The 12,729-nt window shown below is 69.4% G+C and carries 9 protein-coding genes; 5 read left to right on the top strand and 4 right to left on the bottom strand.

The window, feature by feature from the left end; genetic code table 11:
• The 4 genes from ppgS to ABW137_RS14305 all read right to left on the bottom strand — a co-directional run.
• Nucleotides 1–651: polyprenyl-phospho-N-acetylgalactosaminyl synthase PpgS (ppgS, locus tag ABW137_RS14320; protein WP_526400987.1), on the bottom strand; the 651-nt coding region annotated here is incomplete at its 3' end.
• 33 nt (nucleotides 652–684) lie between these two features.
• Nucleotides 685–1,941, bottom strand: coding sequence for a hypothetical protein (locus ABW137_RS14315; RefSeq protein WP_526400985.1), 1,257 nt, complete (start codon nucleotides 1,939–1,941; stop codon nucleotides 685–687).
• 11 nt (nucleotides 1,942–1,952) lie between these two features.
• Nucleotides 1,953–3,284, bottom strand: a complete 1,332-nt coding sequence (locus ABW137_RS14310; protein WP_526400983.1) for a M1 family metallopeptidase — start codon at nucleotides 3,282–3,284, stop codon at nucleotides 1,953–1,955.
• A complete protein-coding gene (locus ABW137_RS14305; protein ID WP_526400981.1) occupies nucleotides 3,281–7,192 on the bottom strand; it encodes a Pls/PosA family non-ribosomal peptide synthetase in 3,912 nt (1,303 codons plus the stop codon). The genes ABW137_RS14310 and ABW137_RS14305 overlap by 4 nt, the downstream gene beginning before the upstream one ends.
• Before the next feature lie 139 nt (nucleotides 7,193–7,331).
• Here ABW137_RS14305 and ABW137_RS14300 point away from each other — a divergent pair, with 139 nt between their 5' ends.
• From ABW137_RS14300 to ABW137_RS14280, 5 genes are all read left to right on the top strand, one after another.
• Nucleotides 7,332–7,724, top strand: coding sequence for a hypothetical protein (locus tag ABW137_RS14300; RefSeq protein ID WP_526400979.1), 393 nt, complete (start codon nucleotides 7,332–7,334; stop codon nucleotides 7,722–7,724).
• Between the two features lie 147 nt (nucleotides 7,725–7,871).
• The gene (locus tag ABW137_RS14295; RefSeq protein ID WP_526400991.1) at nucleotides 7,872–9,428 is read left to right on the top strand and encodes an aldehyde dehydrogenase (NADP(+)); all 1,557 of its coding nucleotides are present in this window, start codon (nucleotides 7,872–7,874) and stop codon (nucleotides 9,426–9,428) included.
• 28 nt (nucleotides 9,429–9,456) lie between these two features.
• A complete protein-coding gene (locus ABW137_RS14290; RefSeq protein WP_526400977.1) occupies nucleotides 9,457–10,386 on the top strand; it encodes a 5-dehydro-4-deoxyglucarate dehydratase in 930 nt (309 codons plus the stop codon).
• A gap of 31 nt (nucleotides 10,387–10,417) precedes the next feature.
• The gene (locus ABW137_RS14285; RefSeq protein ID WP_526400989.1) at nucleotides 10,418–11,701 is read left to right on the top strand and encodes a glucarate dehydratase family protein; all 1,284 of its coding nucleotides are present in this window, start codon (nucleotides 10,418–10,420) and stop codon (nucleotides 11,699–11,701) included.
• Nucleotides 11,702–11,769: 68 nt separating this feature from the next.
• Complete coding sequence (locus tag ABW137_RS14280) at nucleotides 11,770–12,696, top strand: LysR substrate-binding domain-containing protein (RefSeq protein WP_526400975.1); 927 nt, start codon at nucleotides 11,770–11,772, stop codon at nucleotides 12,694–12,696.
• Nucleotides 12,697–12,729 lie beyond the last annotated feature (33 nt).

The following is a 12,729-nucleotide window of genomic DNA, read 5'->3' as shown; positions in this document are numbered from 1 at the left end:
GTTGACCAGCGGCTGTCCCTTCGACATCGAGTACTCGGTGTAGAGGATCTCGACGGGCTCCTCGCCGACCTTCCAGTCGTTCTCGACGATCAGCGCGATGAACTCGCTGGCGTGGCTCATTCCGTTCATCGTGAGGTTGAGGCCGTCGGCCACGGTCCGGTTGAACACGCGCAACCCGTTGTGCGCGTCGGTGAGGCCGAGCCGCCGGCTGGCGGGGCTGAGCTTGGCGATGATCGGGAACAGCAGCCGTCGCAGCCACGGCATCGCCTCGGGTGCGCGGTCGCCGCCGAACCGGGTTCCGACGATGATGTCGAGATCCTCGGCGGTGAGCCGGTCGATCATCCGGATGACGTCCTTCACGCGATGCTGGCCGTCGGCGTCGAACGTTGAGAAGACCGCGGATCCCGTTCTGCTGCGGGCGTATTCGACGCCGGTCTGAATGGCGGCGCCTTGGCCGAGGTTGACGGGATGCCGGACGACGTGCGCGCCCGCAGCCAGCGCCCGGTCCCCGGTGTCGTCGCGGCTGCCGTCGTCGACGCACACCACGTGATCGAAGACCACGAGGACGTCGGCGACGACGTCGGAGATGACGCTCGCCTCGTTGAAGGCCGGGATGATGATCCACGCGTCCTGGTGGGGATTGCCTCGCATGTCTGGCGTCTCGATGCCGATCAAGCTACCCGATCACCGTTGAGGAACTCTGGCAAGAGCGACCAGGTGCACGGCGATGCCGACCAGCGGGCCGCACAGCAGCGCCACCACGGTGCGCGTCTCCAGCGGCAGCGGGAGCAGCAGCAGCAGGGTGGACGCGAGGGTGGCGCCGATCCAGCCGGCGGCGTACGCGCGGTGCAGGGCGGCCGCGACGGTGGCGGCACCGGTCAGCGTCAGCAGGGCGATCATCACCGCGGCAGCGGTGAACCATGCCAGCAGCGCTCCACCGGCCTGGTAGTCGGGCCCGAATGCGGTGCGCAGCAGCCACGGGCCGAGGAGTCCGGCGACGAGCACCGCGGCGGCACCGAGTCCGGCGAGCGCGGTCACGGGTACCGCCAGCGCCCGGATCCGCCTGCTCCGTTGGTCGACGAAGTGGGCGATGAGATTGCCCTGCATGGCGGTCAGCGGAACCAGCAGCGGTGCCCGCGTCAGCGTCACCGCGAGGATGACGACGCCGCCTGCCGCGCCGAGGTCGGAAGAGGTCGCCTTGAGCAGGACGGGAAAGCCCATGACGAGGATCGCGCTGGCGCCTGCCGCGGCGATCGAGTGCGAGGCGCCCCGCAGGAACGTGAGAACGGTGCCGGGGGTGGGCAGTCGCACCGCGGCCCTCGACGTCGGGGAGGCCAGCAGCAGTACCAGCCACGCGCACGAGCCGGCCACCGTCGCCCACAGGTAGCCGCCAAGACCCCAGCCGACGAGGAACGTCACGGTTGCCACCGACACTCGGCCGATCGCGTCGCCCATGATCAGCGCGCCGTACTGGCTCCACCCGTTGACCCCGGCCAGCACCCCGAGCAGCGTCGCGTGCATGCAGAACCCGGCGATGCCAACGCCGAGCAGGCCGACGCTGAGCCACCGTTCCTCGACGAAGACGTGCCCCGACCACAGCGGCGCCGTGCCTGCGACGGCCGCCGCGGCGAACACCCCCACCAAGATGGCGACCCGGATCGGGTGGATCAGGGGGCCACCGGCGAGCGGGCGCTGCGGCGTCTGCGCGGTCTGACGTACTTCGCGCGTCGACTCCTGCAGTAGCCCGTTGGCCGCGCCAGCCAGAAGTCCGAAGGCGCCCCAGAACACCGCGAACACGGAGAACCCGGCGGGCTCAAGGTCACGGGCCGCGAGGTAGAGCACCGCATACCCGCAGAGGGCGCTCACCACGGTTGCGACACCGACCCTGACGACGCTGCTTCTGGTGACGGGGCCGCCGGCAGGGCTGGTCGGGACTGTCACGGCGCCGTCGGTCACAGGTCGGGGACGGCCGTCGAGTACAGCCACGCCTGCCAGAGTGAACGTAGCGACTCGTCGGCGTAGTTCGCGGCCAAGCCCGTGAAGTCGTCGGTGACGGCCGTGGCGTGCCGGTGCCGCTTGGTCCAGTCCCTCAGCAGCTTGAAGAAGGCGTCGTCGCCGATCACGCCGCGCAGCGCGTGCAACGTCAGGGCGCCGCGCTTGTAGACCCTGTCGTCGAACATGTCGCGGGGTCCGGGGTCCGACAGCAGCAGATTCTGCGGCGAGTTCCGTAGCCGGTGGTGGTAGTGCTTGGCCATCTCGTCGGCGGTTCGTCCGCCCGAGTCCTCGGACCACAGCCATTCGGCGTAGCAGGCGAAGCCCTCGTGCAGCCAGATGTCGCGCCAGCGCCGCGCGGTGACCGAGTTGCCGAACCACTGGTGCGCCAGCTCGTGGGCGATCAGTCGCTCCGCCGTGCGCTCCCCGTCGCAGTGGTTGGCGCCGAATATCGAAATTCCTTGGGCTTCAAGGGGTATCTCCAAGTCGTCGTCGGTGACGACGACGGTGTAGCCGTTGGACAGCGGATAGGGTCCGAACAGTTTGACGAATAGCTTCATCATCTGCGGTTGGCGGCCGAAGTCGTGGTCGAAGTTGCGCCGCAACCGTTGTGGCAGTACGGCATTCATCACGACCGGGGACTTCGTCATTCGATGCTGCTCGTATTGGCCGATCTGGAGCGTGACGAGGTACGTCGACGTCGGCTCGGGTTGCTCGTAGGTCCACGTCGTCATCGCCGCCCTGGTGCGCCGTGACACCAGTTCGCCGTTGGCGACGGCGCGGTAGGGATTCTCGCAGGTGATGGCCACGCGGTAGCTGGCCTTGCTGCTGGGATGGTCGTCGCACGGGAACCACGACGCCGCACCGTTGGGTTGCCCCGCCACCAGCGCACCGCTGGTGAGTTCCTCGAATCCCACTTCGCCCCAAAGGGATCGAATGGGTTTTGGGGTGCCCGCATAACGCACGGTGATCTTCAGCGCAGCGCCTGCGGGCAGGGTCGACGAGAGCGTGATGTTCAGCTTGCCGCGGGACCGCCCGAAGTTGGCGGGCCGGTGCCCGTTCACCGAAACCTTGGACACCGCAAGGGCTTCGGACAGGTCCAGGCTGAACGTCTTCAGTGATGCGAGCGTGACGGCCGTGATGCTGGCCGTGCCTGCGAGCCGATTGATGTTGACCTTGTACTCGACGTCCAACTCGTAACGCGAGACGCGGTAGCCGAAGTTGCCGTTGCCGGGCAGGTAGGGGTCGATGACGGGAGGAGTGCCCTTCGTCGCCTTCTTGAAACGCGTCACGCGGCACTTGCCCCGGACTTCTTCGCTCCCGCACCGCCGCGCTTCTTGCGCTTGGCGCCCCACGGGGCGATGGGGTTGCCCTGCCAGCGCGTCGACGCGGGTACCTCGTCGCCCCGCATCACCAGCGATGCAGGCCCGACGGTGGCGCCGGCACCGATCTTGGCGGCGGGCAGCGCGACGCAGTGTGGTCCGAGCGTCGCCCCCTCCTCGATGGTGACGGTGTCCAGGCGCATGATGCGGTCGTGGAAGAGGTGGGTCTGGACGACGCAGCCGCGGCTGACGGTGGCTCCCTTGCCGACGGTGACGAGGTCGGCCTCGGGTAGCCAGTAGGTTTCGCACCAGACGCCGCGGCCGATCTTCGCCCCGAGGGCGCGCAGCCAAAGGTTCATCACTGGCGTGCCACTGGCGGCGCGGGCGAACCATGGTGCGGCCACGGTCTCGACGAAGGTGTCGGACACCTCGTTGCGCCATACGAACGACGACCACAGCGGGTGCTCGACGGCCGCGATGCGTCCGACCCACACCCACTTCGCGACCACCGCGATGGTGCCTGCCACGGCACCCGCGAGCAGCAGTACCGGGCCTGCCGCCAACGACGCCCACAGCCAACCGAATTCCGTTGCCAGCGCTTGCAATCCGCCCAGTACCGCGACGCCGATGGCGAAGGTGACGACCAGGGGGATCAGGCGGCAGGTTTCGACGAGGCCGCGCAGGAACTTGAGCTTGCGCGACGGGTGGAACGTGCGCAGCGCGTCGGCGGCGGTGGGTTGTCTGCGCAGGCGGATCGGCGGGCTGCCCAGCCACGACGACCCTGCCTTGGCCTTGTGCGGCGTCGCGCTCAGCACCGCGACGAGACCGTCGTTGGGCACCCGCCGACCCGGTTGCGTGATGCCCGAGTTGCCGAGGAAGGCGCGCTTGCCGATGGTCGCCGTGGCGACGTGGATCCAGCCGCCGCCCAGTTCGTAGGAGGCGACCATCGTGTCGTCGGCCAGGAACGCGCCGTCCTCCACGACGGTGAACTTTGGCGTCATCAGCGTGGTGGAGATCTCGGTGCCGCGGCCGATCTTGGCCCCTAGCAACCGCATCCAGCTCGGTGTCAGCAGGCTGGCGTAGATCGGGAACAGGTAGTTGCGGGCGGCGTCCATCAGGCGTTCGGTGGCCCACAACTGCCAGCCAACCCGGCTGCGCACCGGGTGGTAGCCCTCGCGCAGGCCCAGCGAGAGCACGCGTACGCCGAGCACGGTCACCGCCGCATAGACGATGACGGCGACGAGGGTGGCGACCGGCGTCCACGCCGCGGCGAGCGGGATCGCCTCGGCGAGCGTGCCGCTGTCACGGACCGCCCGGCCGATGACGGCCAGGCCCGCGCCGAGCGCCAGCAACGGCACTGCTCCAAGCAGGATCGACGTCACGCCGAACATCACCACCCAGATGGCGGCGCGCGGCGGTCGTTCGTCGGGCCAAGGATGGCGCGCCTTGCCGGACTTGGCGGCGGGCGAGCCCTTCCAGTACTGGCCCGCCTTCACCTTGCCGATCACGCCGGAACCCGGTGCGATGTCCGCGTTCTTGCCGATGGCAGCGCCGGGGAACAGGGTGGTGCGAGCACCGACGGTGGCGTCGTTGCCGACGGTGATCTCACCGACGTGGAAGAGGTCGCCGTCGATCCAGTGCCCGGTGAGGTCGACTTCCGGTTCGATCGAGCAGCGATGGCCGAGCGTCAGCATGCCGGTGACTGGTGGCGACGAGTGCAGGTCGACGCCCGCGCCGACCCTGTTGCCGAGGGCGCGTGCGTAGTAGACCAACCATGGTGCGCCCGCCAGGTTTTCGGCTCCGCTGGCCTCACCGAGGCGTTCGGCGAGCCAGACCCGCAGGTGGACGGTGCCGCCGCGGCGGTAGGTGCCCGGTTGCAGGGCGCCGATCAGCATCCGCGCACCGAGTACCGCGATGCCCATTCGGCCGATCGGACTGACGAAGACGAGGAAGCCGGCCAGCAGCAACCACCAGTTGACCGTCGCCGTCCATGGCAGCGGGGTCAGTTCGGCGGCAACGTTGTTCAGCAACGCGAGCCACACCACCCACTGCATGCCCGCCAGCGCTGCGAGGGGCAGCGAGAGCGCCACTTGAGCGAGCTCGGTCAGCCGGGACACCGGCTTCACGATGCGCGTCTCGACCTCCCGTGGCGGGTCGAGTTCGTCGAGGTAGCCGGCGAGCGAACCCAACCGGGGATGGTCGTAGAGGTCGGCGACCGTCACCTCGGGGTAGCGCGCCCGCAGGGCGGCCACCAGCTGTGCCGCGGACAGTGATCCGCCGCCAAGGGCGAAGAAGTCCTCTTCTGGCCCGGCGACGGGGGAGGCCAGGATGTCGCGCCAGAGGCCTGCCAGCCAGCCGGTGGTGCCGCCGAGGTCAGGGGCGTCGTCGGCGGAGCCTTCGACCGGCCATGGAAGGGCGTTGCGGTCGACCTTGCCCGACGTCCTGGTCGGCAGTTCGTCCAGCAGCACCAGCCGGGGAACGAGCGCCGCGGGCAGCGACTCGGCCAGGGCCACCCGGGCGGCCGCCAGGTCGAAGTTCGGATCGGCGCTGGCGATGTAGCCGACCAGCAGCGGCGTGCCGCTGGCGGTGCGCCGCACGGCCGCCGCGCCGCCGCTGACACCGGGAAGGTGCACGAGGGCCGAGTCGACCTCGCCGAGCTCAATGCGCCTGCCGCCGACCTTGACCTGGTCGTCGGCGCGGCCCTGGACGTAGAGGCCGTCGGATTCGAGGCGGACGAGGTCGCCGCTGCGGTACGCGCGCGACCAGGCCAACGTCGGCATCGCGGCGTACTTCTCGGCGTCCTTGTCCGGGTCGAGGTAGCGGGCCAGGCCGACACCGCCGATCACCAGCTCGCCCACCTCGCCGATGGCCACCGGATTGCCCGCCTTGTCGACGACGGCCAGGTCCCAGCCGGGTAGCGGAAGGCCGATGCTGACCGGGCCCCTTCCCTCCAGCCGGGCCAGGCAGGCGACGACGGTGGCCTCGGTGGGGCCGTAGGTGTTCCATACCTCCCGACCCTCGACCGCGAGCCGCTCGGCGAGTTCGGGTGGACAGGCCTCGCCGCCGAAGATCAGCAGGCGGACCGCTTCGAGCGCCTCCGCGGGCCACAGGGCCGCCAGCGTCGGGACCGTCGACACCACGGTGATGTCGCGTGACACCAGCCACGGGCCGAGGTCCATCCCGCTGCGGACCAGCGACCGCGGGGCCGGGACCAGGCACGCTCCGTACCGCCAGGCGAGCCACATCTCCTCGCACGACGCGTCGAAGGCGACGGACAGTCCGGCCAGTACGCGGTCGCCGGGCCCGATCGGGCTGTCCTTGAGGAAGACCTCCGCTTCGGCGTCCACGAAGGCGGCGGCGTTGCGGTGGGTCACCGCGACGCCCTTGGGCGTACCGGTGGACCCGGAGGTGAAGATGATCCACGCGTCGTCGCGGTTCATCGGCGGTCCGGCGCGCCATCCGCGCGACGAGCCGGGCCCGCGGACCAGGCCGAGATCCGTGATGATCGCCACGACGCCGGCCTCGCCGAACACCAGGTCCGCCCGCTCCTGCGGATCGTCGGCGTCCACGGGCACGTAGGCGGCGCCGGTGGCCAGCGCCGACAGGATCGCCACGTACAGCGCGTAACTGCCCGACGGCATGCGGATGCCGATGCGGTCGCCGCGGCCGATGCCGCGGGCGGCCAGCCAGGCGACGCTCTCCTCGACGTCGGCGATCAGCTCGGCGTAGGTGAGCTGCACGTCGCCGTCGTCGAGTGCGGGCGCATCGGGGTGGCGTGCGGCGGTCGCGTGCAGGATGTCGATCAAGGTCCGCGGTTCAGGTGCTGACGACGACCGCAGGTACTGCGCGGGGATGTCCGGCTGAGGGGCTGTCGTCACGGGTACAAACTACTAAGCCTCCGCCGTCCACCCCGTGCCGCCGCACGGCGCGCATCGTCACGATTGGGCCGTGATGCCGAATGATTCTGGGTGATCGCAACCGTGGCCCCGGGCGAGTCACGTGCCTAGCCTCGCGGTCGTGCGTCTTTTCGTGGTGGATGGTGCAGGAGAGAACTGGAGTGAGCTGACGGCGGGTGGTCAGCCCACCGTCCGACTGGCGGCGCCGGACCTTCAGCGTGCTCAGCGCAGCCGGGCCCGGATCCAATCCGACCGCGACGTCGCGGTGATCCTCGACGTCACGGTCGCGGTGGCGTCGGACTTCCGTTCTGCCCGCGACTCGATGGTCGCCGACGACGGCACCCTGCGGTATGTGGGCACGGTCGACGGGCTGACGGGTTTGATCTCGGACATCGAGGCGGCGGGGGTGGCCGACGGGGTCACGTTGATCGCCGCGTCGCCGCGTCTTGACCTGCTGGGGCTTGGTCACGACGTGCTGCGTCGGCTGGCGCTGCGGGGGCGTGCCACGGCCTAGGGTCGGGCGCCCCGACTAATTCAAGTCCTGCATTAGTCGGTACTTAATCGGTCTTGGACATGTATTGATCGTCGGCTTAGCGTTGACCGCGTGACGAGGACGGCTGAATACACCACCGAGACCACCACCGACGGCCTGACCGGGCAGATGTTCATCGCCGGCAAGCCCACGTCGGGTACCGGCAGCGAGATCCGAGGATTCGATCCCGCCGCGCACACCGAGCTCGAACCGCCCTACCGTCACGGCGACGCGTCCGACGTCGACGCCGCCTGTGCCGCGGCCGCCGCCGCGTTCGCCGAGTACCGCGCCACCACCGCCGAGCAGCGGGCCTGCTTCCTCGAAGCGGTCGCCGCCAACATCGAGGCGATCCGCGACCAGCTGGTCGCCCGCGCCTCCGCCGAGACCGGCCTGCCGCCGCAGCGCATCACCGGCGAGGTGGGTCGCACCGCTGGGCAGCTGAGGTTGTTCGCCGGGGTGTTGCGCGAGGGCAGCTGGAATGGCGCCCGCATCGACCCCGCCCAACCCGACCGGGCGCCGCTGCCCCGTGCCGACATTCGTCAACGTGAAGTGCCGCTCGGACCCGTCGCGGTGTTCGGTGCGAGCAACTTCCCGCTCGCGTTCTCCGTGGCCGGCGGCGACACCGCATCGGCCCTGGCCGCGGGGTGCCCCGTCGTGGTCAAGGCGCACGACGCCCACCCGGGTACCTCCGAACTCGTCGGCCGCGCCGTCACCGAAGCGGTGGCCGCCTCCGGTCTGCCCGCGGGGACGTTCTCCATGCTGTTCGGGGCGGGCCGTGAACTCGGCACGGCCCTGGTCACCGATCCGCGCATCAAGGCCGTCGGATTCACCGGATCACGCTCCGGCGGAATGGCGCTGGTTGCCGCCGCCGCGGCGCGCCAGGAGCCCATCCCCGTGTACGCCGAGATGAGCTCGATCAACCCGGTGTTCCTGTTCGACGGAGCACTGGCCAGCCGGGGCGCCGACCTCGGCCGCGCCTTCGTCGGTTCGCTGGTGATGGGCTCAGGGCAGTTCTGCACGAACCCCGGCTTGGTCGTCGCGGTCGACGGGCCCGGTCTGGACGCGTTCGTCGCCGCCGCGCGCGAAGCACTGAGCCAGGCCCCCGCGACGCCGATGCTGACGCCTGCCATCGCCAGGAGCTACGCGGAGGGCGTCGATGCCCTCGAAGCGGACGCCGACCTCGTCGTCCGTGGCGAGCCGGGGGATGCGGAAACCGCATGCCGAGCCGCACTGTTCAGTACCGACGCGTCGAGCTTCCGCACCTCGGAGGCGTTGCAGGCCGAGGTGTTCGGCGCATCGAGCCTGATAGTGCGATGTGCGGATGCCGACGAATTCGCTGCCGTGGCAGCCGATCTCGAAGGTCAACTCACCGCAACGCTGCACGCCGACGAATCCGACCACCCCGCGGCCGCACGGCTGCTCCCCACCCTGGAACTCAAGGTCGGGCGCATCCTCTTCAACGGCTGGCCAACGGGTGTCGAGGTCGGCCACGCGATGGTCCACGGTGGACCGTCCCCTGCGACCTCCGACTCGCGCACCACGTCGGTCGGGGCTCGCGCAATCGAACGCTTCCTGCGGCCGGTGTGCTACCAGGACGTACCGAATGCATTGCTGCCCAACGCAATCGCCGACGGCAATCCAGACGGGTTGTGGCGTCGCATCGACGGCCGCCTCTCGCAATCCTGAACCCCGAACCGATCAAGGAGTAACGACAATGCTGGACGGCGTCCTTTTCTTCCCCGTCACCCCCTTCACCGAGTCCGGTGACGTCGACCTGGCCAAGCTCGCCGAACACGTCGCCAAGGGTGTCGACGCGGGCCCCGGCGGCGTCTTCATCGCCTGCGGCACAGGCGAGTTCCATGCCCTGGAGTCAGGTGAGTTCGCCGACGTCGTCCGCACCGCGGTCGAGGCGACGGCAGGCCGGGTGCCGGTCTGGGCAGGCGCAGGCGGTTCCGTGGCGCAGGCCAAGATCTTCGCGCGGTCCGCTGCCGAGGCCGGCGCCGACGGCATTCTGCTGCTTCCGCCGTATCTCGTGACCATGCCCCAGCGCGGACTCATCGACTACACGCGCGCCGTCGCCGGGGTGACCGACCTTCCGGTCATCGTCTACAACCGCGGCAACGCCCGCTATACCGAGGCATCCGCCGTCGAGGTCGCGCACCTTCCGAACGTGGTCGGGTTCAAGGACGGCACCGGTGACATCGACATGGTCGCCCGCATCGTGCGGGCCGTCACCGACGCGCTGGAGCCGTCGGGCAAGCCGTTCCAGTTCTTCAACGGCCTGCCAACCGCGGAGGTGTCGCAGCAGGCGTACCGCGCCATCGGCGTCCCGCTCTACTCGTCGGCAACCTTCGCGTTCGCTCCCGAGCTGGCGCTGGCGTTCTACGAGGCCCTCGAGCGAAGCGACGACGCGCTCGTCGCCGCGCTGCTCCGTGAGTTCTTCCACCCGCTGGTCCGCCTGCGCGACACGGTGCCCGGCTACGCGGTGTCGCTGATCAAGGCGGGCGTCACCTTGGAAGGCCTCGACGTCGGTCCGGTTCGGCCACCGCTGATCATGCCGTCGCCCGAGGATCGCGAGGCGCTGACGCAGATCATTGCGGCCGGTCGCGCGGTGATCGCCGCCGAACTCGCAGTGGTGCGGTAATGAGCGCGTGCGCGAAGATCGGGGCAGCCCGATGAGCGCAGGCGCGATCCGGATCACCGGCGCGCGCATCACGCCGGTCGCGTTCGTCGACCCACCGCTGCTCAACACCGTCGGCGTGCACCAGCCGTTCGCCCTGCGCGCGATCATCCAGCTGGACACCGACGCGGGGCTGGTCGGTCTTGGGGAGACCTACGCCGACACCAGGCACCTGGCGCGTCTGCAGGCGGCTGCGGGCGCGATCGCCGGCCAGGACGTGTTCGCGCTCAACGCCATTCGCGCCGTGATCGCCGACCGGCTGCGGGGTGACGACGCCGCGGTGGGCACGGCGGGGATGATCACCACGGCCAGCGCCGTGGACCAGGTGTTCTCGCCGTTCGAGGTCGCGTGCCTCGACGTGCAGGGACACGCGACCGGCAGGCCGGTTTCCGACCTGCTCGGCGGAAAGGTCCGCGACGCGGTGCCCTTCAGCGCGTACCTCTTCTACAAATGGGCCGCCCATCCGTCTTCCCCGTCGCTTGGTTCGCCGCAACCCGACGGCTGGGGTGAGGCCATCGACCCCGCGGGCATCGTCGCGCAGGCCAAGCGGATGATAGCCGAATACGGTTTCACCGCAATCAAACTCAAGGGTGGAGTGTTCCCTCCCGACGAGGAGATGAAGGCCATCGAGGCGCTTCACGAGGCGTTCCCGAACCATCCGCTGCGGTTGGATCCCAACGCCGCGTGGACACCTCAGACGTCAGTCAAGGTCGCGGCCGGGCTCGCTGGCGTCCTCGAGTATCTGGAGGATCCGACGCCGGGTCTCGACGGGATGGCGGAGGTGGCGCGGCAATCGCCGATGCCGTTGGCCACCAACATGTGCGTGGTGGCGTTCGATCAGCTCAAGCCGGCGATCGCCAAGGACTCCGTGTCGGTCGTGCTGTCCGACCATCACTACTGGGGCGGGTTGCAGCGATCGCGGCTCTTGGCGGGTATTTGCGACACGTTCGGGCTGGGCCTGTCCATGCACTCGAACTCGCATCTGGGCATCAGCCTGGCTGCCATGGTGCATCTTGCAGGCGCCACGCCGAACCTCACGTACGCCTGTGACACGCACTGGCCATGGAAGACCGAGGATGTCGTGAAACCCGGGGTCCTGGCGATCCGCGACGGCTCGGTGGCGTTGCCCACCACGCCCGGCCTGGGGATCGAGATCGACGACGAGGCGCTCGACGCCCTGCACGAGCAGTACGTCCGGTGTGGGATCCGCGACCGCGACGACACGGGGTACATGCAGAGCGTCGACCCGGATTTTCGGGCGATCAGCCCGCGCTGGTGATTCACCCCGTTCTAAACTGATGCGCGACTGCGGCCGACGTTGGCCGTAGTAATGCAAGGAGTGCATCGGTGTTCTCGCTCGCCCGGCTGTCGTGCTTCATCGCCGTCGCCGAGGAACTCCACTTCGGTCGCGCCGCCGAACGATTGCACATGACGCAGCCGCCACTGTCCCGGCAGATCCAGCAGCTGGAGTCCGAACTCGGCGTGCATCTCATCGACCGCACGACGCGATCGGTGACGCTGACGCCTGCCGGGGTGGCCTTCCTGCCGGACGCCCGCAGGATCCTGCAGCTGGCCGAGGGTGCGGCGATCACCGTCAAGCGCATACCGGCGGGTGACCTCGGCACGGTCGTGGTTGGCTTCACCGCGGCGTCGGCGCACGCGATTCTGCCGCGGCTGCTGGAGCGGGCCCGCGAAGAACTGCCCGACGTGAAACTGGAACTGCGCGAGATGGTTTCGGCCGTGCAGTTGGAGGGCCTGATGACCGGGGAGATCGACCTCGGCATGGTGCGTCCGCCGGTGAAGCGGCCGGGTATCGTGTCGAGGCCGCTGTTGCACGAGCAGCTCGTCGCCGCGCTGCCTGCTGGACACCCGTTGGCGTCGCAGGCCCGTCAGTTGACGCTCAACGACCTCGACGGCCAGGACGTCATCATGTACTCGCCAGTGCAGGCGAGGTACTTCAACGACCTGCTGATCAGCACGTTCACCATCGCGGGCGCGACCCCCCGCTACGTCCAGTACGTCACCCAGGTGCACACGATGCTGGTGTTGGTGCGTTCTGGGATCGGCATCGCACTGGTGCCCGCATCGGCATCGACGTTGCACCCGGAGGGGGTCGTGTTCAGGTCCATCGGTGCGTTCCGCGAGCGGCCGGTGGAGCTGGACGCGGCCTGGCGCAGCGACAGCACCAACCCGGCGCTCCTACGGCTGCTGCGCGACGTCCTGCCGCCACGGGAATGGACGACCGACGACCTGATCGACGAATTCGCGCTCTAGGGCGCCGAGTGGCCACTTATGACACGCAAATCC

Origin of the sequence: Mycobacterium sp. (genome assembly GCF_040509115.1) — a bacterium.
Lineage (GTDB): Bacteria > Actinomycetota > Actinomycetes > Mycobacteriales > Mycobacteriaceae > Mycobacterium.
Note: the sequence above shows the minus strand (reverse complement) of the source record. Positions and strands in the feature narration are given on the sequence as shown.

What these genes read in the sequence shown, in the direction of transcription:
- ABW137_RS14290 (WP_526400977.1), top strand. Translation starts at nt 9,457, where the DNA reads ATGCTGGACGGCGTCCTTTTCTTCCCCGTCACCCCCTTCACCGAGTCC.
- ABW137_RS14285 (WP_526400989.1), top strand. Translation starts at nt 10,418, where the DNA reads ATGAGCGCAGGCGCGATCCGGATCACCGGCGCGCGCATCACGCCGGTC.
- ABW137_RS14295 (WP_526400991.1), top strand. Translation starts at nt 7,872, where the DNA reads ATGTTCATCGCCGGCAAGCCCACGTCGGGTACCGGCAGCGAGATCCGA.